This window comes from Sphingomonas sp. IC-11 (genome assembly GCF_021043365.1).
In the GTDB taxonomy this organism is placed as follows: domain Bacteria; phylum Pseudomonadota; class Alphaproteobacteria; order Sphingomonadales; family Sphingomonadaceae; genus Sphingomonas.
The window spans coordinates 478,578-499,520 of the sequence record NZ_JAJNDU010000001.1 but is presented as its reverse complement, the minus strand read 5'-3'; the positions used below and the strand labels follow the sequence as shown (position 1 = coordinate 499,520).

Here is a 20,943-nt window from a genome sequence, read left to right as displayed (position 1 = left end):
CTTCCCGTTTCCGCCGTTTTGGCGGGGCGCACGGACGCTCTTCAGCCCTGCGTCGCGCCGCCGGCAATCGGGGGCAATGTCTGCTGGTGCTGCACGACCCGCCAGACCTCATGATCCAGTCGTCGCATGGTGGTGGTGCAATAAGCGACATAATCATCGCCGCCCTCACGTCGCGCGGCTGCCTTGTACGCGATGGTGATCAGCCCTTCCTGCGGGCGCATGACCTGCTGCTCGCTGAATTCCACGTCGGACCAGCGCGGCGTGTTGGCCACGGCTTCGATCGCCGCTTGGGCCTTGTACACGAAGGGCTGCGCCGGCAGCACCATGACGCATTCGTCGTCGACCAGTTCACGATACACTTCGGCACCGCCGGTCCACAGGCTCTTCTCGAAGCTCCAGATGCGTGCGTCTTCCATGGCGCTTGTTCTCCTCGTGTCCCAAGAGCGCAGCGCAAAGTGATCGTTCCCTGCCGCATGGTGGGCGGAGGCACTGGCCGAGGGCGCTGGCTTGCGGCAGAAACCGGCATCATGAGCGCATTCGCCTTCATCGGCGCGGCCGTGGCGGAAATCGCCGGCTGCTTCAGTTTCTGGGCATGGCTGAGGCTGGATCGATCGGCATGGTGGATCGTGCCGGGGATCGGCTCGCTTTGCCTCTTCGCCTACCTGCTGACGCTGGTGGATGCCGATCACGCCGGGCGAGCCTATGCCGCTTATGGGGGAATCTATATCGCTACGGCATTGCTTTGGCTGTGGCTGGCCGAGGGCACACGGCCCGATCGATGGGATCTGGCGGGTGCCGGAATGTGCCTGATCGGGGCAGCGATGATCCTTTTGGGGCCGCGCCCCTGACGAAAACGGCGGCTTTTCCGCCCTGATCCCGCCTGGTCGGCACTGCGCCGGGTAAGTCGATCGCCGCCGGGGCGAAGCAGGCCGCGCGCGGCCCCGCACTCGCGCGATGTGACGCGTGGGCTTGACCTAGCCCCGGCAATCCCCTTCACGGTGCAAAACGACCGTCGTTGTCCGCCGCATGCCTGCCGATGAGCCGCTTCCTTCACGAAAGGGGGGCCGACAGGGTGATTTCGAGGGACGCTGCGGTTCCACGATGACGGAGCATACATGGCCAAGCGGCTGACCTTGTATATCATGATCGGCCTGGCAGCGGGCATTGTTCTGGGCCTGTCGCTGAACGCACTGATTGACGACGGCTCCCCTGCCGCCGCCGCCCAGTTGAAGGACATCGCCGGGTATTTCTCGATCGTCACTGCCGTATTCCTGCGGCTGATCAAGATGATCATCGCCCCGCTGGTGTTCGCAACCCTGGTGGCCGGCATTGCCCATATGGGCGACACCGCAGCGCTCGGCCGTATCGGCATCCGCTCGGTCGGCTGGTTCCTCTGCGCCAGCCTGGTGAGCCTCACGCTCGGGCTGATCCTCGTCAACCTGTTCCAGCCGGGCGTCGGGCTCAACTTCCCCCTGCCGCCGGTGAACGAGGCGAGCGGCGTGGAAAAGGCCGCCTTCAACCTCAAAGATTTCATCACCCACGTCTTCCCCGCCTCCGGGATCGAGGCGATGGCGAAGAACGAAATCCTGCAGATCGTGATCTTCTCGATCTTCATCGGCGTCGCTATCACCGCCGTGGGCGAAAAGGCGGCGCCGCTGGTGCGGGGCATCGAAGCACTCGTGCAGGTGATGCTGACCGTCACTAATTACGTGATGCGCTTTGCGCCCGTGGCGGTGTTCGCCGCCGTCACCGGGACGCTGGCGGAACGCGGCCCGTCGATCATCGGCAACCTCGCCTATTTCATGGGCACCTTCTATCTTGGCATGATCCTGCTGTGGCTGCTGCTGATCGGGGTCTGCTACCTGATCGTCGGTCGCCGCACGACGCTGCTCGTGCGCTATGTGCGCGAGCCGCTGCTGCTCGCCTTTTCCACCGCCTCGTCCGAAGCGGCCTATCCGCGCACGTTGGAAGCGCTGGACAAGTTCGGCGTTCCGCCGCGCATTGCCAGCTTCGTGCTGCCGCTGGGCTACAGCTTCAACCTCGACGGCTCGATGATCTACATGACCTTTGCGACGATCTTCATCGCGCAGGCTTATGGCATCGATCTGACGCTGGGGCAGGAAATCACCATGCTGCTGGTGCTGATGATCACCAGCAAGGGCATCGCGGGCGTGCCGCGCGCCAGCCTGGTGGTGATCGCGGCGACGCTTGGCTTCTTCGACATTCCGGAGGCCGGCCTGCTGCTGATCCTCGGCATCGACCATTTCCTCGACATGGGTCGGTCCGCGACCAACGTGGTCGGCAACGCGGTGGCGAGTGCGGTGATCGCCAAGTGGGAAGGCAAGCTCGACCCGCTGGAGCCGGACGCGATCGACGGGCCGGCCGCGCCGAGCGGCCATGGCCCGGCGCATGCCACCGACAGTTTCCACGATACGCCATCGCTGGGCAGCGCCGACCGGCACGCCTGAGTTAGGGCAATCACCGCCGGAGCCGCGCGATCGTGGCTCCGGCGGAGAGCGGCTAAGGCGCTCGTCCGTCAGGCATAATCATAGGGTCCGCCCGCGCGCAGTGCCGCCTGATAGGCGGGCCGGGCATGGACCTTTTCCAACCAGGCGATGGTGGCGGGGCGTGCCGCATCAAGCCCCCCACGGCTGCGCGCCGCTTCCAGCGGGAAGCTCATCATCACATCCGCCGCCGTGAGCGAATCCCCCGCAAACCACGGGTGGGCGGCGAGGTGCGATTCCACAAAATCGAGGTGAGTTTCGATCCATGGCCGGATCCGCTTCTGCGCTGCCTTGCCGAACAAGGGCACGCGGCTGAGCACCAGGGTGACGAGCAGCGGCGGCATCAGCGAGCCCTCGGCGTAATGCAGCCAATAGCGGTAATCGAGCGCCGCCGCCCGGTTCGCCGGCGGGCCTAGCCGGCCATCCGCCTTGTCCACCAGATATTCGACGATGGCGCCCGTTTCGGCGACCACCCGCCCGCCATCGTCCGTATCCTCGATCACCGGCGATTTGCCGAGCGGGTGGATGCGGCGCAGCTCCGGCGGGGCGAGCATCGTCTTGCGATCCCGTTCATAGCGGCGCACCTCATAGGGGAGCCGCAGTTCCTCCAGCATCCACAGCACACGCTGCGATCGCGAATTTTCGAGATGGTGGACGATGATCATTGGCCCCTCCCCTGTGCACGTGCCGTGACGATCCAGGCTGCGGCGGGGAATTCGAGCACATCTCCCGCCACCTGCTCGGCGAGCACAACGCGCAACCGCTCCAGCAGTGCCGGGCGGTCCGCTTCGGACGCTTCGGCGATCGCGCGCGATACCGGTCCGATGCGGCGGAAGAAGTCGGCAGCGTCCGCGGCGGGATCCGTGCCCTCGCCGGCGCGATACGGATAGTCGGCAGGCGTGACGGAGATGTCGGCGAAGCCTGCGTCGCTCAGCAGCTGGTGCACCATTTCCCGATCGGCAAAGGCGAACGGGCCAGGCGCGTAGCCGGCCGGCGCATCCAGCCGCCCGCCGAGTGCGGCGATCGTGCGCGACGCCCAAGGGTTTTCCGCGCCGCTACGGAAGCAGGAGAAAACCAGCGGGGCGCCGGGACGAAGCGCAGCGGCAATGCCGCGAAACGCAGCAACCGGATCGTCGAAGAACATCACGCCGTGGCGCGAGACGGCCAGATCGAAGGGCGCATGCGGCGCGAGCACCTGCGGCACCATGCCGGTGACGAAGCGGAGATTGTCGAGCCCATGCTGCGCGGCACGCTCCTGCGCGACGGCGACGAGGGCGGCGGAAAGGTCGACGCCCATGATCTCCAGTCGAGGCCGGGCCGCGGCAAGTGCAAGGCTGGTCACTCCGGCGCCGCAGCCAAGATCGGCGGCACGACCCGCGTCAGGCGCCACGGCGAGGATGGCGGCATCGAGAAGCTGCGACAGCGCGGCGAAGCTGCGATCGGTGCGGCGCCATTCGGCGGCCCAGACGTCGCCGACACGGGTCTGCCATTCAGGAGCGGCGGTCATGGGCATAGTCCTTCATTATTGTGACAGCCGGTGTGAGGCCTGCGCCCGCAAAGGGAAAGGGCAACGGCCATGACGCGAATGTCACGATCGATGAGCATGGTGGGGATGGCTGGGCTCGGATGAGGCGGGACCGGGTGCTGGACCCTTCGAGCCGGCGCCGATAGGCTGCGCACTTTGCGCCCGGGCGCTCGCGCGGGGAGAAGTGGATAGCCGTCGCAAAAGCGCCATGGCGCGACTGGAACGTTTGGCTCGCCATCCGTCTGGCGCGGGAGCGTGAGAGAACGCACCCCGTCTGGCAGCGCGGGGGCTTGGCTGCTTCACCGCAGCCTGATCGAGCTGGGTCGGGCTGCGAGGCAAGTATTGTTGTGTGGCGCTGATTTGCCACGGACGACCCGGGGAGCTGATCGAGGCGGCTGGTTGAAGGCGCGTTGGTGAAATGGTCGTCAGCGACGCGGTGGGCCGGTCGGAAACGGCAGCACTCGCAAGCATAACAAGATCAACGGGCGTAGGATGGAGCTGCCGCGCTGCCGGACGTGGCGCTGGCCTGCTGGTGCTCCGCCAAGCGCGACCGCCTCGTGCGAAGCTTACCAGCGCGCGCTCTCTTGCTTTCGAAAGGACGTCAGTCAGGCCTTAGACGAGCCGCACTTGGCGCTGCTCCCCGCTCTCGCCGTCGAGGCTAGGCTCGGCCCAGGTAGGCGGCCTCGGCTCAGCGAAGTTCGACCCTAGACCGAAACGACAAAGGGCCGGCAACCCTGAGGTGGCCAGCCCTGCGTTGCATTGTTGTACCCGATGGATCAGATATCGTCTTCTTCGGACGGCCCGGCCATCAGTTCCTCGCCCAGGCCTTCCTGGCGCATGCGGATCGAACGCTCCAGACGCTGAGCGACCTCGGGGTTCTCGCGCAGGTAATTCTTCGCGTTCTCACGGCCCTGCCCGATGCGGATCGAGTCATAGCTGAACCAAGAGCCCGACTTTTCCACCAGGCCAGCCTTCACGCCGAGATCGATGACTTCGCCCAGCTTGGAGATGCCCTCGCCGAACATGATGTCGAACTCGACCTGCTTGAAGGGCGGTGCGACCTTGTTCTTCACCACCTTTACGCGGGTCTGGTTGCCAGTCGCTTCCTCACGATCCTTGACCGAGCCGATCCGGCGCACGTCGAGGCGTACAGACGCGTAGAACTTCAGCGCGTTGCCGCCAGTCGTGGTTTCGGGCGAACCATACATCACGCCGATCTTCATGCGGATCTGGTTGATGAAGATGACGAGACAGCGCGAGCGGCTGATCGTGCCGGTCAGCTTGCGCAGCGCCTGGCTCATCAGTCGAGCCTGAAGACCGACGTGGCTGTCGCCCATCTCGCCCTCGATTTCAGCGCGCGGCACCAGGGCAGCGACCGAGTCGACAACGAGAACGTCGATGGCATTGGAGCGCACCAGCGTATCGACGATCTCCAGCGCCTGCTCGCCCGTATCCGGCTGCGAGACGATCAGTTCATCGATGTCGACGCCCAGCTTCTTGGCGTAGCTGGGATCAAGCGCGTGTTCCGCGTCAACGAACGCCGCCAGACCGCCGGACTTTTGCGCCTCGGCAATGGCGTGCAGCGCGAGCGTGGTCTTACCCGACGATTCCGGGCCAAAGATCTCGACAATACGGCCGCGCGGCAGACCACCGACGCCGAGTGCGATGTCCAGCCCGAGGCTGCCGGTCGACACCACCTCGACCTTCATCGCCTCCTTCTGGCCGAGCTTCATTGCAGAGCCCTTGCCGAACGCGCGGTCAATTTGCGCGAGGGCGGCGTCGAGCGCCTTCTGACGATCCGAGTTCGCGCTTGCCATGTTGTTGGGGATCACCTTGAGATTGGCGGCCATTGATAAGCCCTTTCGCTAGAGCAAGCGCGCGAACCGTTCAACGCGTGAACGGCATGTATTGCGTTTGTTCCGTTGGAACAAGTAGCGAACGCTGGATTTTTACGTCCAAGCTCAGCAAAGGCACCGCCTACCCCGGCGTCGCGAGTGCGCTCGAAATGGTCGGCGCGCGTCAACCTGGCAGGGGCAAGGAGCAATCGGGCGCCGCCGGCGAGCGGCGCTTGCTCAACCCTGGCTGCCCTCGCGGTCGCTTTATTGAGCGCTCGCGACCGTGGTGGTGGAGGCCGGCGACACAACAGCGTTTGCGGCGACGGTGTTGGCCGACGGACGGTTCGCAATGCGAATGGCAGGCTCACCCTTCATACCAGGAAAGCGCGGCCACATGCCCTGCGCGAGCGCTGCGCGGCTGACCGATTCCTTGCGGCCGGTCTGCCCCTCGTACATCCAGTAATTCCGCAGCACGGTGACGACATAGCCGCGCGTTTCCCAATAAGGGATGCTCTCGATGTAGAGCAGCGGATCGCCATTGTCGCGAACCAGCGCGTTCCACTCGCCAACCGGCTTGGGCCCCGCATTGTAGGCGGCGATCACCTTAGGCAGCAGACCCTGGGTCAGGCCCATGTCGCGCAGTTTCTCAAGATGCCGCTGGCCGATATCGATGTTGGTCGAAGGACGGGTCAGTGCCGACTTATCGACAGAAATCCCCCGCTCGCGCATGTAATCGGTGGCAGCCGCGGGCATGATCTGCATGAGGCCATAGGCGCCGGCGGGCGACACGACCTTGTTGCGGAAACCCGATTCCTGAAGCGTGTGGGCGTAGACAAGCGCCTTGTCGATCCGCCAGCCGGTGTCGGGCGTCCAGTTCGGAGTGGGGTAACGCGTCTCCGCGGTGGCGACGAAACCCTGCGGACAATTATGCGCGAGCCAGACGACGCTGGCCGGCAGGTTCATCTGCTCCGTCACCCGCATCAGGCTAGCAAATTCGCTGGACGGACCGATCTTTGCCTGCTGCCGGATCACCTGATCCGCAGCATCGGTTTCCCCGATCTCTACCAGAGCGGCGGCCACGCGCACGTTCGGGCGCCGTTCCAGGCTGGCCCAGTCACCCGTTACCTTCTGCGGCTTGAGCACCGCAGTCTGCATCCCGAGCGCCTGGCGGGCCAGTTGGCCGTAGAAGGTCTCCCCATATTGCGCAGCGTTCTTGAGCCGGGCCTCAATACGATCAGGGCGACCGCAGGTCATGTCGGCACGGCTTGCCCAATACAGGCCAGCGGCACGCATGTCGGTATCACCAGCACGCGCAGAAACGGATTGGAAGCCTTCACCCGCCGCCGCGCAATCATTCTGACGCCAGGCGGCGAGTGCCGAGGTCCAGCGGGCGTGGGTAGCCCAGTCGCCCTGCCCCTGCGCCGCCTTGTCGCCCATGCGCCGCGCGTCGCCGTCCAGCCCCTGAAGGAAGTAGATCCACGCCACCCGCGACTGCCATTCGGTGGTCGCCTCAGGAGTAAGCCCGCTGGTCGAGTCGAGCAGCGCCTCCGCCTCGCGGCCCATGTCGGCCTTCACATAGGGCTGCATGCGATCGGCGAGATCGGCTGCAATCGTATCGCTGCGGGTGGCCTTGGCGCGGATGCGGGTGGGTGCGCCATCCTGCCAGACGAGCCGCTGCTGGACGGGGAGTTGCGGAAGCTCCGCCGCACCGCGCAGCTTGGCAAGCCGGGCGATCGCCTCCGCCTGAGGCAGTTCCGGCGCCTCGGTCAAGAGACGGACGAGCTGATCGAGTTCAACGCGGGGCGAGCCCTTGGCCGTATAGAGTTCGGCCCGGGCGTAGCTGTGCAAGGGGCCAGTCGCCATCGCGTCGAGGCCGATCTGCGCGTCCTGCCAGCGCCCCTCGCGAATCGAGGCGAACACCGCGCGGTATTGCGTGCGCTGGTCGGTGGAAAGCTGCGGCGGAAGCGACGGCGTGGCTGCACTTGCCACACCAGGCGGGGGTGCAGGCTCGGCAGCGGCCAGCGCCGGCGTCATCGCGGCGACAGACACGGCGGCTAGCAACACCCGGCTCACTTCAATCCCCCCATCAGCATCTGCAGATCTTTCCAAGCTTCAGCCTTCAGGACGGGCCTCTCCAACAGCATGCGCGGATGGAAGCTCGCCACGACCTCGCTCTGACTGTCTTTCTTATGGTTAAGTGCGTGCAAACGTCCGCGCGTCTGCATCACATTAGCCGACAGAATTGCACGGCTCGCCGCATCTCCCATCACGAGAAGCCGCCTTGGGGCCGCGAGGGCAACGTGATGACGCGCGATTTCCGCCAGCTGCGATTCCATTTCGCGCGGGAGTCGGCCGACTGCGGGACGCGCCGCGCACAGGCTGGCGAGATGAACGTCGTCGCGGCTTCGGCCAATCGCAGCGAGCATACGGTCAAACAGCCGTCCCGCGGCGCCGCCCAGCAGCGAATCGGCCGAGTCCCGCTCCGGACAGTCGATGAGAATCATGATGTCGGCGTCCATGGGGCCCGTGGCCGGGACGAGCGGCACGCCCCAGCTCGCCTCAGGCGCCGCAGACCCCGTCCGCCATTCAAGGAGCTCGGCAATCGTCCCCGGCATCGCCACGCCGCCCGAAGCCGGCCCGGCCGTAGCGGCAGCAGGCGAGAGCGCGACTGGCGAAAGCGACGAAACCAGATCCGGCTGCTCAGGAGAAAGCCAGTCAAAAGGTTCGTCGCCGACCAGCACATCCACGCCGGCATCGCGCCACCATTCCATTGCGCTTGCCGCGGCTTGCCGCCAATCGATGTTTGGATCTGCCCCCATGTGCACCCACTTAAGCCTGATGGTTGACGTGGCGGTCAATTCGCTCGACAGCCACGAAGGACGGAACGTTGCCGGCATGCGCCCGACTGCGGGGGCGACGGGCGGGTTGGCAGATGGAGAGAATAATGAGCGAACGCGAGTCGATGCCGTATGATGTTGTGATCGTGGGTGCGGGGCCGGCGGGCCTCAGCGCGGCGATCCGGCTCAAACAGCTCGCGGCAGAGAAAGACGCCGACATTTCGGTCTGCGTGCTCGAAAAGGGCAGCGAAGTCGGCGCGCATATCTTGTCCGGTGCGGTGATCGATCCGCGCAGCCTCGACGAACTACTGCCGAACTGGCGCGAGGACGGCTGCCCGCTGGCCGAGGTGCCGGTGACGCAGAACATCCACTGGGTGCTGAGCAAGCAGGGCAAGTTCAACCTGCCCCACCTGATGACCCCGCCGTTCATGCACAACAAGGGCACCTATACCGGGAGCCTGGGCAATCTGTGCCGCTGGCTGGCGGGCAAGGCGGAGGAGCTGGGCGTCGAGATCTTCCCGGGCTTCGCCGCGGCCGAGATCCTGTTCAACGAGGACGGCAGCGTGAAGGGCGTCGCCACCGGCGACATGGGCGTGGCGCGCGACGGCACCCGCAAGCCCGACTATCAGCCGGGGCTGGAGCTGCACGCGAAATACACCTTCTTCTCCGAGGGGTGCCGTGGGCATCTGTCGAAGGAGCTGATGCGCATTTTCGACCTGCGCGCCGATTGCGACCCGCAGTCCTACGGCCTTGGCATCAAGGAATTGTGGGACATCGACCCCGCGCTGCACGAGCCGGGCAAGGTGATCCACACGCAGGGCTGGCCGCTGAGCGAGAGCGACACCAATGGTGGCGGCTGGATCTATCACCAGGCGAACGGGCAGGTGAGCCTCGGCCTCGTCACCTGGCTGAACTATTCCAACCCGCACGTCTTCCCGTTCGCGGAGATGCAGCGCTGGAAGACGCACCCGGAGATCGCGAAGCTGCTGAAGGGCGGCAAGCGCGTGAGCTATGGCGCACGCGCGATCAGCGACGGCGGGCTGCAGTCGATCCCGAAGCTCGTCTTCCCGGGCGGCGCACTGATCGGTGACAGCGCCGGCTTCCTCAACGTGCCGCGCATCAAGGGCACGCACACCTCGATGAAGAGCGGCATGATGGCCGCCGAGGCCGCGGTCGACGCGATCCTGTCGCAGCGCCAGGGCGACGAGCTGACCGCCTATCCGGCGGCGTTCGAGACGTCGTGGGTGAAGAAGGAGCTGTCGATCGTCCGCAACGTCGCGCCGCTGGTGAAGAAGTTCGGCGATTTCATGGGTTCCGGCATCGCCGGCATCGCGATGTGGATGGAATATATCGGTCTGAAATGGCCGCTGACCATGAAGCAGCATGCCGACCATGAGACCTTGTGGCGCAAGGACATGGCCAAGAAGATCGATTATCCCAAGCCCGACGGCGTGCTGACGTTCGATCGCCTGTCCTCGGTGTTCCTGTCGAACACCAATCACGAGGAGGATCAGCCGATCCACCTGACGCTGAAGGACCCGAACATCCCGGTCGAATACGACCTGCCGCTGTATGACGAGCCGGCGCAGCGTTACTGCCCGGCGGGGGTGTACGAAATCGTCGGCGAGGAAACGGGCGATCCGAAGTTCGTGATCAACGCGCAGAATTGCGTCCACTGCAAGACGTGCGACATCAAGGACCCGACGCAGAACATCAACTGGGTGGTGCCCGAGGGCGGCGGTGGCCCGAACTATCCCAACATGTAAGCTGATGGTGCTGGCAGCCGGTGTGGCGCTGGGCGGGTTGTCGCTTCCCGTCCAGGCCGCCACGCCGGACCTGCTGGCCTATCTGCAGGCGCGTGCTGCCGATGGCGACGGGGCAGCGCGGATTGCCGCCAGCCGCTACGCCGATGCCCTGGCGGCAACGCCGGGCGACGTCGGCGTCGCCGCCTTTGCCTATCGTCAGGCGATCGCCGCGGGCGATCTGAAGCTCGCGCTCGAATCGGCTGCCGCGCTCGGCCAGGCTGCACCGGCCGATGCGGACCTGCTGATCCTCGCCAGCGCTGCCGCTCACGAGGATCTCGCCGCCGCCGGGGCCGCCATCGGGCGTCTTGGCAAGAGCCAGCTCGCCGTCCTGGCGCCGCCGCTTGCCGCGTGGCTGGCGTTCGCGAAAGGCGAAGATCCGTTGCCGCTTCTCGCCGCGCCGCACGATGACCCGGTGTCGCGCCGGTTCGCCAGCGAGGCACGCGCCCTGATCCTGGTTGCTAAGGGCCATACCGGTGAGGGGCTCGCCATCCTTCGCGCCGTTCTGGGCAATGCCCAGGCCAGTGAAGACATGAGGATCATCGCCGCGCGGCTGCTAATCGGCATGGGCAAGACTGCCGAGGCGCGGACCCTGCTGATGAGAGACTCGCCGGCCGTCGCGGCGCTGCGCGAACGCACTGGCACCGGAGCGAAGCCCTCGCTCGGCTTCGGCATGTCAGCATTGCTGACGCGGGTGGTGACCGATCTGATCGTCGGCCCGCCCGGCCCATTTCCGCTCACGATGGCACAGGCCGCTGTGGTCGCCGATCCGACCAATGATCGCGCACGGCTGCTGCTCGGCTATACGCTGGGCCGCGCGGGAGAGACAGATCGCGCCCTTGCGACGCTGGCGGCGATCGGCGCGCAGAGCCCCTATGCACAAGCAGCACTCGGCGGACGGATCCAGATCCTCGCGGGTGCCAACCGCACGAACGAAGCGCTCGCTGAGGCAGCCGCACTGGCGAAAAACGGTAACGCCCCTACCCTGCAACGCTATGCCGATCTGTTGATGAGCGCCGATCGGCCGGCCGAAGCAGCGCCGATCTACCGCCGGATCATCGATCAGGCGAAGGAGCGCGCGGACTGGTCCGTCTGGCTGCAATATGGCGCGGCGCTGGACGAAGCCGGGGACTGGCCGCGTGCCCGGCGCGCGCTGGCAGAGGCGGTGAGGCTTGCCCCGGAGGAGCCGCTGGCGCTTAATTACCTCGGCTATGCGCAGATCGTTCATGGGGAGCCGGTTGGCCCGGCCCAGGCGCTGCTGGAAAAGGCGAGCCGGCTGAAGCCCGAGGATGCCGCGATCACCGACTCACTCGGCTGGGCTTATTATCTGTCCGGGGAGCCGAAGCGCGCCCTGCCGCTGATCGAGCAAGCCGCCGCGGCCTCACCGACCGACCTGGAAGTGAACGAGCATCTGGGCGACGTTTACTGGGCAGTCGGGCGGCGCTTTGCCGCCCGTTATGCCTGGCGAGCAGCGCAATTGGCGGCGGACTCGGAAAGCGCAGCGCGCCTTTCCGCCAAGATCGAACACGGACCAACATCGCGCCCATGAATCAGATAACTGCGATCGTGGAGCCGGCACCGGCAAAGCTGAACCTTGCCCTGCACGTCCGCCGTCGGCGGCCGGATGGCTATCACGACATTGAAACGCTGTTCGCCTTTTGCCGTGACGGCGATCTGGTGACGCTTTCGGACGCAGCCGAGGATCGGTTCCGTATCACCGGGCCGTTCGCCAAAGCCCTGGCGGCAGGCGCGAGCGACAGCGCTCCTGCACCGGCGCTGGACGACAATCTCGTGATCCGCGCGCTCCATGCCTTCCGGGCCTGTTTCGGCATTGATGATCGGCACGACATCATGCTGGAAAAGAACCTGCCGGTCGCATCTGGCATCGGCGGCGGATCCGCCGATGCCGCCGCCACGCTTCGCGCGCTCGCGCGGCGGCACGACATTGCGGCCGACGACCCGCGCCTGATCGAGATGGCCGCGGGTCTCGGGGCGGACGTGCCGGCCTGCCTGTCCGGCCGGACTGCATTCGGTACCGGCAAGGGCGACGCATTGATCCCGGTCAATCAATGGCAGGACACACCGGTTCTCCTGGTGAACCCGGGCGTTGGCGTATCCACCGCGTCCGTCTTCGGCGGTTGGGATGGCGTGGATCGCGGTGCGCTTGATCCCAAGGCGCCGTGGGAAGGCCGCAATGATCTTGAGCCCCCTGCACGCGCGGTCGCTCCGGTGATCGCTGACGTCGTGGCACTGCTCCGCGCACAACCAGGCGTGACGCTGGCACGAATGTCGGGCTCCGGCGCCACCTGCTTTGCGCTGTTCGAGCGTGGGGAGGATCGCGACCGGGCGTATGAGGGCATTGGCGCCGCCGCACCGGGATGGTGGCAGCTGGCGACGACCTTGTCATGATCAGCCTAGATCAGGACGCCGGGGTGGTCCGGCTGACGATGGATCGCCCCGAGCGGCGCAACGCCATGGGTACGGCGCATTGGCTGGCACTGGCGGACGCCGTCGGCTGCATCCCCGCCGATGCGGCGGTGGTGCTGCTTCGCTCGGCGGTGCCCGGCACCTTCTCGGCCGGGGCCGACCTCAGCGAAATAGCGCATTTGGCCGACTCGCCGGAGGGACGCGCGCCGTTCCGCCTCGCGCTGCGCGCCGCGGCCGATGCACTCGCGGCCTTGCCGATGCCGGTTGTCGCCGCGATCGAGGGCGGCTGTCATGGGGCGGGATTTGCCCTGGCGCTGGCTGCGGACCTGCGGGTTGCCAGCGAAGCCGCAAGTTTCGCTATTCCGCCAGCGCGGCTCGGGATCGGCTATCCCGCCGAAGATCTCGGCCGGTTGTCCGCGCTGATCGGCCCCGGCCAGGCGGCACGACTGTTGTTCACTGCCGAGACGATCGACGCTGCGGAAGCCGTGCGAATCGGATTGGTGGAAATGATCGGGAGCGGCGACGCCGTGGCGAAGGCAATTGCCGGCAACGATCCGGGCGCGCTGGTGATGCTGAAGGCGATGCTACGCGATCCCGGGAACCCCGCACATGGCCGAGCCTTTGAGGACAGTTTCGGCAGCGCCCGGTTCCGCAGCGGAACGCAACGCTATCGTTGATCCGGCAGGCTACGCGCGCAATATCACGGCCATGCCGATCGACCAGAGCCTGCCCTTCCTTCCGGTGCGCATTGCCGTACTGACCGTTTCCGACACCCGCGGCCTGGCCGAGGATCGATCCGGCGACACGCTGGTCGCACGCCTTTCCGAGGCAGGTCACATTCTGGCCGACCGCCAGATCCTGCGCGACGATGCGGACATGATCGTCGCCCAGCTGCATGCGTGGATCGAGGACGAGGCGATCGACTGCATCATCACCACCGGCGGGACGGGGGTAACTGGGCGCGACGTCACGCCCGAGGCCGTCGAGCGAGTCGCGGACAAGATGATCCCGGGCTTTGGCGAGCTGTTCCGCTGGCTCTCGTATCAGACGATCGGAACCTCCACCGTCCAGTCGCGCGCCTGCGCCTGTGTGGCGCGCGGCACCTACATCTTCGCCCTGCCCGGATCGACGGGCGCGGTGAAGGACGGGTGGGACGGCATATTGCGCGACCAGCTCGATAGCCGGCACAGGCCATGCAACTTCGTGGAACTGATGCCGCGCCTGATGGAGCGGTAAGTCGCCAACCAACGCGTGTCGCCGGGCCTGGGTGGGAGACCGCGAACGGGTGGGAATATGCGACCGTATTTCGGGGAGCCGGCCCGCTCTGGGGACTTGCCGGCTGTGATCTCTGGTCGGGGCGACAGGATTCGAACCTGCGACCCCCACACCCCCAGTGTGATGCGCTACCAGGCTGCGCTACGCCCCGACCGAGGGGGGCGCCTGTACGCGGCGCGCCCCCATTATGCAAGCGGCGATCAGATCAGCTTGCGCCAATGCTGCCCGTCCCACGCGTCAATGGACATCGCACTGGGCGAATGTTCGCGCAAAGCGCGTCCGAATGCCTTCTGATGATCGGCCTGGCCGTGGGCGGCGAGTGCTTCGGGGCTGGCCCAACGCTCGGCCACGCGCACCAGATCGGGATCGGCCGCATCGAAGGCGAAGCTATATTCCTCGCACCCTTCCTCGGTACGTACCGTCGCGGCGTGGTCGGCCATCAGCTTCGCGGCCTTTGCCCCCTCGCCGGCGCCCAGCTTGATCGTGCCCATTACCAGGATCGTCATTCACCTCTCCTCTCGCCTGTGCCCTATCGCGGGCCAGCTGGCCCCTCACGTACCTGCGCCGGCGAGTTGCGCCAAGGGCGCAGCAATGTTAGCGGCGCAGGCTTCCCGTGGGGCTCGTTTCCGGGCGCCCCGACCCATGTGCACGCAAGGACGGCATGTTCATTTCCCCAGCTTACGCCCAAACGGCAGGCGGCGCCGGAGCAGAGGGCGGCTTGGCCGGCTTCATCAGCCTCGCGCCGCTCGTTCTCGTCTTCATCGTCTTCTATTTTCTGATGATCCGGCCGCAGCAGCGCCGGATGAAGGCGCTGCAAAGTGCTGTTGCCGCTGTGAAGAAGGGCGACACCGTCGTCACCGCAGGCGGCGTGGTCGGCAAGGTGACCAAAGTCGAAGAACAGTTCGTCGAGGTCGAGATCGCGCCGAACACCCGCATCAAGGTCGTCAAGGCGACCCTCGCCGAGGTGACGGCGCTCGGCTCCAAGCCGGCGAACGACTAAGAACTGGGCCGCCAACATGCTCGATTTCCCGCGCTGGAAGGTTGCCTCGATCTGGCTCACGATCGCCGTGCTGTGCGCGCTGGCGATCCCCAGTCTGATCCCGCAGCGCATCACCGATCAGTGGGGTATCAACCTGCCCCGCATCAACCTGGGGCTGGACCTCGCCGGCGGCAGCTACCTGCTGCTTGAGGCCGACGTGAACGACGTCGCCTCCAACCGCCTGGAGGCGATGCGCGAGCAGGTGCAGACGGAAATGCGCCGGCAGGATCCGCGGATCGAGATCGGCGACATTTCGACGCGCGGCGGCCGACTTTCCTTCCTGCTGCGTGACCCGTCGCAGGTCGACGCCGCACGCGAGCGCCTGCTGGCGATCACCGGCGGCGGCGTAGGCATGACCGGCCAGCGCGAGTGGGACATCCAGGTGGTCGATTCGAGCCGCCTGGTGCTGACCCCGACACCGGCCGGCCTGAACCAGGCCGTGGACACCGCCATGGGCGACGCCACCGAAGTGGTTCGCCGCCGTATCGACGAGCTTGGCACCCGCGAGCCGACGATCATCCGCCAGGGCTCGAACCGCATCGTCGTCCAGGTCCCCGGCCTGCAGAATCCGCAGGCGCTGAAGGACCTGCTGGGCAAGACCGCCAAGCTCGAATTCAAGCTGGTGGACGAGACGGCAACGCCGCAGCAGCTTGCCAGCAAGCAGGCTCCGGCCGGCAGCCAAGTGCTCGCCTACCCCACCAACCCCAGCGGCATCCCGCTGATCGCCGTGAAGCGCTCCGCAATCATCACGGGCGACCAGCTCAGCGATGCGCGTATGGAGTTCAGCCAGCAGACCAACGAGCCGCAGGTCGCGATCACGTTCGATAGCCAGGGCGGGCGCAAGTTCGCGCGGGTGACTCAGGAGAATGTGAACAAGCCGTTCGCGATCATCCTGGACAATCAGGTCATCTCGGCCCCCAACATCAACGAACCGATCACCGGCGGCCGCGCCCAGATCTCGGGCAGCTTCACCACCGAAAGCGCCAATGCGCTCGCCATCGCACTGCGTTCGGGCAAGCTGCCGGTGGCGCTGAAGGTCGTGGAGGAGTCGACTGTCGGTCCTGACCTCGGCGCCGAATCGATCAAGGCGGGTATCCTCGCGTCGGCAGTTGCCGTGGCGCTGGTCGTCGCCTTCATGCTGGTCACCTATGGCCGGTTCGGCGTTTACGCGAACCTCGCCGTCGTCATCAATGTGTTCGTCATTGTCGGCGTTCTGGCGCTGATCGGCGGTACGCTGACGCTGCCTGGCATTGCCGGCTTCGTGCTGACCATCGGCACCGCGGTGGACGCCAACGTGCTGATCAACGAGCGCATCCGCGAAGAGCGGCATCGCGGGCGGTCAGTGGTGCAGGCGGTTGAACTCGGCTATTCCGAAGCCAGCCGCACGATCTTCGAGGCGAACATGACGCACGCGATTTCGGGCATCATCATGTTCCTGCTCGGCTCTGGCCCGGTGAAGGGCTTTGCCGTGGTGCTGTTGATCGGCATTGCCACCAGCGTGTTCACGGCCGTGCTGTTCACCCGGATGCTGACGGCCGGCTGGCTGCGTCGGAACAAGCCGAAGACGATCAACATATGATCGCTGCGCCAACCGCCTCTATTATCCCTGCACTCGCGGGGATCCCTGTTTCCGGACGGCGGGGCCCTGATCAGGGCCTGACGCCTCCGGGTTCCCGCCGCGGCGGGAATGACGGAAGATTGCCATGCGCCTGCTGAAACTCGTCCCCGACCATACCAACATCGATTTCGTCCGCCTGCGCGGCTGGGCGTTCGGCCTGACGCTGATCCTGTCGGTGCTGGCCATCGGCATAACCTTCGCAAAGGGGCTGAACTTCGGCGTCGATTTCGAAGGTGGCCTGATGATCGAGGAGCGGTTCGTGACACCGCCCGATCTTGATCGCCTGCGCGAAGTCGTGGACGCCCAGGGGCTCGGCGAGGCATCGCTGCAGCAGTTCGGTGATCCGCGTACGCTCACCATCCGCCTGCCAATCCAGGAAGGCGCGGACGAAGGGGCGACGAACGCGGCCGTAAAGAAGGTCGAGACGGCAATTGCTCAGGCGTTTCCGGGCGCGACCTTCAATCGCTATTCCACCATCTCGGGCAAGGTCTCCGGCGAGCTGATCCGCAACGGCGTGCTCGCCGTGGTCCTCTCGATTCTGGGCATCGGCCTGTTCGCGATCGTGCGTTTCGAATGGCAGTTCGGCGTGTCGACCATCGCGGCGATCGTGCACGATCTTCTGATGACGTTGGGCTTCTTCGCGCTGACCCAGTTCGAGTTCGACCTCAACATCGTCGCCGCGGTGCTGACCATCGTCGGCTATTCGATCAACGACAAGATCGTCATCGACGACCGCATTCGCGAAAACATGCGCCGCTATCGCAAGATGGACATGCGCGAGATCGTGAACCTGTCGGTCAACGAAACGCTGCCGCGTACGGTGATGACCTCCGTCACCATCCTGCTGGCTCTGGGAGCGCTTCTGTTCCTGGGCGGTCACGTGCTGCGCGGGTTCACCGCAGCAATGATCCTGGGCATCGTGGTCGGCACTTATTCGTCGATCTACGTTTCATCCTCCCTGCTCATCACCCTGGGCCTGCGCGCCAATCCCGCGCCTGAAAAGGTGAACCGCGCCGGCATCGAGAATGCCGAGCGGATCGCGCCGCGCGGGGAGTGACACGGCCGTGAAGATCAACCGCGAACGAGACGCCGGGGGGCCGATCATTCGCGGTTTCACGCGCACCGGATTCCGCCTGGACGAGGCAACCGTGATGGACGCGGTGATGCTCACCGTGGCGGAGGCACAGCCCTGGGCTCCCCCGCCCCTGCAAACGCTGGATGAGGCGGCGCTGGCTCCTATCCTGGATCCAGCGCCCGAGTTCATCCTGATCGGAACCGGCCAGATGCTGGCCCACCCCCCTCGTGCACTCGTCCGGGCTCTGGAAGAGCGCGGCATTGGCGTGGAAGCCATGGACAGCCGGGCGGCTGCGAAGGCTTGGGGCGTGCTGCGTGGTGAAGGGCGGCAGATTGCCGCCGCGCTCTACCCTCTAGACGCCTGAGCTGCCTGGGCGGCGCTAGCGAGCGCCGCTCTCCACCGGCGCCGGGCCGTTGGCGCGATCTAGGCGCCCGGACGCGGGATAATGGCCCGGTCACGATCGTCGACGGGTTCGACGGGGCGATCTGAGCGCGGGCGGGCACGTCCGAGCCCGCGAACCTGCGCCCTCACCTGCTGCCGGCCTTTAAACCAGCCTGAAGCCTCTCAAACGATCTCACCCCGGAGCTGGTTCGGCATTTCGCGCTCCTTCTTGCAACAGGAAGCGCGGTGCCGGCCAGCGCCGAGGTGAACATCAGATAGTCGTTTGGCGGACGAGCCTCTTCGAAGCTCGCCCTTCAGGCCAGCCGGTGCTTAGGCGGGCACTGCCGGCCGCCGGGCGTAGATGCCGAAGCTGGCGATCACCGCATAGCAGATCACCGGCAGCGCAAGCGCGAGGGCAAGGCTGCCCGAGACATCCGCCAGAGTGCCATACAGCGGCGGAACCACGGCTCCGCCAACAATGGCGGTGGCGATGACGCCGGAGCCCTCAGCGGCGCGCTTCCCCAGCCCTTCGGACGCCAGGCTGAAGATGGTCGGGAACATGATCGAGTTCGCCAGACCAACCGCGATCAGGGCCCAGCCCGCAGCCGTGCCGCTCGCATTGGCGGAGAACAGCAGAAGCGCGATGGCAACGGAACCGGCGGTCGCGAGCACCTTGCCGGGCGAGATGACGCGCAGGATTGCGGAGCCGACGAAGCGACCCAGCAGCGCGCCACCCCAATAAAAGGGCACGTAGTTGCCGGCGGTTTCAAGCGGCACGTTCCACACCGTGGGCTGCGCCAGGTACACGACGAGGTTTGATCCGATCGCCACCTCCGCACCGACGTACAGGAAGATGCACGCGACGCCGAAGGCGAAGCGCGGACGCGAGAGCAACGTGAGCGCGTGGAAGATCGAGCCGGTCTGATCCTGCTCCTCCTGCAGCCGGTTCCGCCGCGTCCACACCACACCCGCAATCACCAGCAGCGCCACGGCGAGACCGATGTAGGTATGGACGATCGCGCGCGATGCTTCGACGCGATAAGCGTCGAGCGCCGGCCCGCTCAAGGTTGCGGCACTGACGCCGGCCAGGCTGCCGAGGATCAGCGTGGAGCCGACCCGCGGAAAGATCGTGGTGCCCAGCGAGTTAAATGCCTGAGCGAAGGTCAGACGGCTGTGGGCCGTACGAGGCGGTCCGAGCAGCGAAATCAGCGGGTTGGCAACGACCTGGACCACGGTGATGCCAGCGCCCAGCACGAAGAGCGCCAACAGGAACATACCGAAGGTGGCCGAGCTGGATGCCGGAATGAAGAGCAGGCAGCCGACGGTCATCAGAACCAGCCCGAGCGTCGCCGTGCGCATGTAACCGGCCCGGCGGACCACCGCGGCGGCGGGCAAGGAGAACAGCAGATACGCCAGGAAGAACGCCGAGTTGACGAGATTCGCCTGAGCATGGCTGAGCGTGAACAGCTCCTGCAGCTTTGGCATCACGATATCGTTCAGGCTGGTGATGCCGCCAAAGATGAAGAACAGCGCAAACACGAACCAGCGCAGATCCGGCGCATCGACATAGGTGCCGCCGGCTCCCTCCGTCTCCTGAGCCGCGCTGTTGGCGTTGGTCGCGCCCTGGGCAAATGCCATCGAATAAATCCCCTCCGAGAACGTGTAACCGTTTACCGCGAAAAATCCGCGGGGCAACGCGTCAGGCATAAGGCGCGTACCACCATTGCACGGTGGCGGGGAACGGGGTCCACATGCCCGTCCTGATCCCGGCGAAACGCAGTGCGTCGCCTATCCAGGCGTTGCAGGTATGGACTGCACTGTAGCGGCCATGTGCCTGATAAAAGGCGTCATTGCCGAAATAGCCGCGGTGACGCTCGCCACCGGGGACGAGCGACGCTTGAACATAGGCGACGAGACGTCGGTATTCTGCCGGCCTGACCACGAGACGGCGGACATCGGACCCACGCGGAGGCGCTGGCACATGATCCACGTGGACGAGCGTGCGATCACTGCCAAGTGCAGCGGCGAGCACCGTCTGCAGCTTCAGATCGGCCCAGGTGGGGGTCTGCAGATAGAAGTCCTGCTCGCCCCAGCCCACCGACACATGGTCGTGACCGCCAAAGCGCGGATCCGCCAAATCATCGATAGGAAAGAGGCGCCGTAAGTTAACCCCGGCGGCCTGCTTCGGCATGATGATACCAACGTGGACGCCGTTGGATTCCACGAAGAGCGTGATGCCATGCTGCGGCTCAGACCACGCAGCGTTCGCGGGGATCGCGCCAGCGATGAAGCCGCCCGCCGGATAGGCTGCAATCGCGACCAAGATGGTGGCGGAGATGATGCCGACGTTTGGGAGGCGCACTCCGGAAGCGTAGCACTCCGTCGCGCTGGCAGCCACTTTCCCGTCGTCTTCTTGACCTTGCGAGGTGCCCGAGATCGCGCCGCGGCACCAGCGAGGCCACGGCGAGCAGCGTCACGTTATCAACTGGGCTGCCCGGCGCTCAAGATTCCCTGGCTGACGATAGCGGCCTCACCGTGCGCCTCACGCTTCAATGCCGGCAATCACGCGAGACAGCAAAAAGGCCGCGCCATAAAGACGCGGCCTCATTGAAGCTCATGATGAGC

Annotated in this window: 20 protein-coding genes and 1 tRNA gene; 11 read left to right on the top strand and 10 right to left on the bottom strand. The window is 65.9% G+C overall.

Going from position 1 to position 20,943, the window contains the following annotated elements; all coding sequences use genetic code 11:
- Nucleotides 1–41: 41 nt before the first annotated feature.
- Entirely contained in the window at nt 42–416 is a 375-nt protein-coding gene (locus LQ954_RS02330) for a DUF4440 domain-containing protein (protein WP_227771527.1), read from the bottom strand.
- A 111-nt stretch (nt 417–527) separates the two neighbouring features.
- On the opposite strand from LQ954_RS02330, the gene LQ954_RS02325 reads away from it, so the two are divergent.
- Both LQ954_RS02325 and LQ954_RS02320 read left to right on the top strand, forming a co-directional pair.
- The gene (locus tag LQ954_RS02325; protein WP_231021763.1) at nt 528–848 is read left to right on the top strand and encodes a YnfA family protein; all 321 of its coding nucleotides are present in this window, start codon (nt 528–530) and stop codon (nt 846–848) included.
- Nucleotides 849–1,115: 267 nt separating this feature from the next.
- Nucleotides 1,116–2,468: a dicarboxylate/amino acid:cation symporter gene (locus tag LQ954_RS02320; RefSeq protein WP_231021762.1), complete on the top strand. Its 1,353-nt coding sequence runs from the start codon at nt 1,116–1,118 to the stop codon at nt 2,466–2,468.
- A gap of 68 nt (nt 2,469–2,536) precedes the next feature.
- Here LQ954_RS02320 and LQ954_RS02315 read toward each other — a convergent pair whose 3' ends face one another.
- From LQ954_RS02315 to LQ954_RS02295, 5 genes are all read right to left on the bottom strand, one after another.
- Complete coding sequence (locus tag LQ954_RS02315) at nt 2,537–3,169, bottom strand: glutathione S-transferase family protein (protein ID WP_231021761.1); 633 nt, start codon at nt 3,167–3,169, stop codon at nt 2,537–2,539.
- Nucleotides 3,166–4,011 carry a class I SAM-dependent methyltransferase gene (locus tag LQ954_RS02310; protein ID WP_231021759.1) on the bottom strand — a complete coding sequence of 282 codons (846 nt, stop codon included), beginning with the start codon at nt 4,009–4,011 and terminating at the stop codon, nt 3,166–3,168. The genes LQ954_RS02315 and LQ954_RS02310 overlap by 4 nt, the downstream gene beginning before the upstream one ends.
- 794 nt (nt 4,012–4,805) lie before the next feature.
- Nucleotides 4,806–5,879 carry a recombinase RecA gene (gene recA / locus LQ954_RS02305; RefSeq protein ID WP_321576548.1) on the bottom strand — a complete coding sequence of 358 codons (1,074 nt, stop codon included), beginning with the start codon at nt 5,877–5,879 and terminating at the stop codon, nt 4,806–4,808.
- Nucleotides 5,880–6,128: 249 nt separating this feature from the next.
- A complete protein-coding gene (locus LQ954_RS02300; RefSeq protein ID WP_231022699.1) occupies nt 6,129–7,898 on the bottom strand; it encodes a lytic transglycosylase domain-containing protein in 1,770 nt (589 codons plus the stop codon).
- 35 nt (nt 7,899–7,933) lie between these two features.
- Entirely contained in the window at nt 7,934–8,605 is a 672-nt protein-coding gene (locus tag LQ954_RS02295) for a uracil-DNA glycosylase (protein ID WP_330999927.1), read from the bottom strand.
- A 203-nt stretch (nt 8,606–8,808) separates the two neighbouring features.
- On the opposite strand from LQ954_RS02295, the gene LQ954_RS02290 reads away from it, so the two are divergent.
- Genes LQ954_RS02290 through moaB form a run of 5 tightly spaced genes read left to right on the top strand, consistent with a single transcriptional unit; the run spans nt 8,809 to nt 14,166 of the window.
- Nucleotides 8,809–10,467: an electron transfer flavoprotein-ubiquinone oxidoreductase gene (locus tag LQ954_RS02290; RefSeq protein WP_231021755.1), complete on the top strand. Its 1,659-nt coding sequence runs from the start codon at nt 8,809–8,811 to the stop codon at nt 10,465–10,467.
- Between the two features lie 4 nt (nt 10,468–10,471).
- A complete protein-coding gene (locus LQ954_RS02285; protein ID WP_231021754.1) occupies nt 10,472–12,052 on the top strand; it encodes a tetratricopeptide repeat protein in 1,581 nt (526 codons plus the stop codon).
- Entirely contained in the window at nt 12,049–12,912 is an 864-nt protein-coding gene (locus tag LQ954_RS02280; RefSeq protein ID WP_227771519.1) for a 4-(cytidine 5'-diphospho)-2-C-methyl-D-erythritol kinase, read from the top strand. Before LQ954_RS02285 ends, LQ954_RS02280 begins: the two co-directional genes overlap by 4 nt.
- On the top strand, nt 12,909–13,607 hold the full coding sequence (locus LQ954_RS02275) for an enoyl-CoA hydratase/isomerase family protein (RefSeq protein WP_231021752.1): 699 nt from the start codon (nt 12,909–12,911) through the stop codon (nt 13,605–13,607). Before LQ954_RS02280 ends, LQ954_RS02275 begins: the two co-directional genes overlap by 4 nt.
- A gap of 31 nt (nt 13,608–13,638) precedes the next feature.
- Nucleotides 13,639–14,166 (top strand): molybdenum cofactor biosynthesis protein B, encoded by a 528-nt coding sequence (gene moaB, locus LQ954_RS02270; RefSeq protein ID WP_231021750.1) that lies wholly within the window; start codon nt 13,639–13,641, stop codon nt 14,164–14,166.
- A gap of 113 nt (nt 14,167–14,279) precedes the next feature.
- Here moaB and LQ954_RS02265 read toward each other — a convergent pair.
- Nucleotides 14,280–14,356: transfer RNA gene (locus LQ954_RS02265), tRNA-Pro, on the bottom strand.
- 49 nt (nt 14,357–14,405) lie between these two features.
- Entirely contained in the window at nt 14,406–14,711 is a 306-nt protein-coding gene (locus tag LQ954_RS02260) for a putative quinol monooxygenase (RefSeq protein ID WP_227771516.1), read from the bottom strand.
- Between the two features lie 155 nt (nt 14,712–14,866).
- Here LQ954_RS02260 and yajC point away from each other — a divergent pair, with 155 nt between their 5' ends.
- The 4 genes from yajC to LQ954_RS02240 all read left to right on the top strand — a co-directional run bounded on the left by yajC (nt 14,867) and on the right by LQ954_RS02240 (nt 18,301).
- On the top strand, nt 14,867–15,205 hold the full coding sequence (gene yajC / locus LQ954_RS02255; RefSeq protein ID WP_227771515.1) for a preprotein translocase subunit YajC: 339 nt from the start codon (nt 14,867–14,869) through the stop codon (nt 15,203–15,205).
- A gap of 16 nt (nt 15,206–15,221) precedes the next feature.
- The gene (gene secD, locus LQ954_RS02250; protein ID WP_227771514.1) at nt 15,222–16,823 is read left to right on the top strand and encodes a protein translocase subunit SecD; all 1,602 of its coding nucleotides are present in this window, start codon (nt 15,222–15,224) and stop codon (nt 16,821–16,823) included.
- A gap of 124 nt (nt 16,824–16,947) precedes the next feature.
- Nucleotides 16,948–17,919 carry a protein translocase subunit SecF gene (secF, locus tag LQ954_RS02245; protein WP_227771513.1) on the top strand — a complete coding sequence of 324 codons (972 nt, stop codon included), beginning with the start codon at nt 16,948–16,950 and terminating at the stop codon, nt 17,917–17,919.
- A 7-nt stretch (nt 17,920–17,926) separates the two neighbouring features.
- Nucleotides 17,927–18,301 (top strand): Mth938-like domain-containing protein, encoded by a 375-nt coding sequence (locus LQ954_RS02240; RefSeq protein ID WP_321576546.1) that lies wholly within the window; start codon nt 17,927–17,929, stop codon nt 18,299–18,301.
- 347 nt (nt 18,302–18,648) lie between these two features.
- Here the strand turns inward: LQ954_RS02240 and LQ954_RS02235 are convergent, their stop codons facing one another.
- Entirely contained in the window at nt 18,649–19,956 is a 1,308-nt protein-coding gene (locus tag LQ954_RS02235; protein ID WP_227771511.1) for a sugar MFS transporter, read from the bottom strand.
- 61 nt (nt 19,957–20,017) lie between these two features.
- The gene (locus LQ954_RS02230; protein ID WP_231021748.1) at nt 20,018–20,680 is read right to left on the bottom strand and encodes a TIGR02117 family protein; all 663 of its coding nucleotides are present in this window, start codon (nt 20,678–20,680) and stop codon (nt 20,018–20,020) included.
- Between the last annotated feature and the right edge of the window lie 263 nt (nt 20,681–20,943).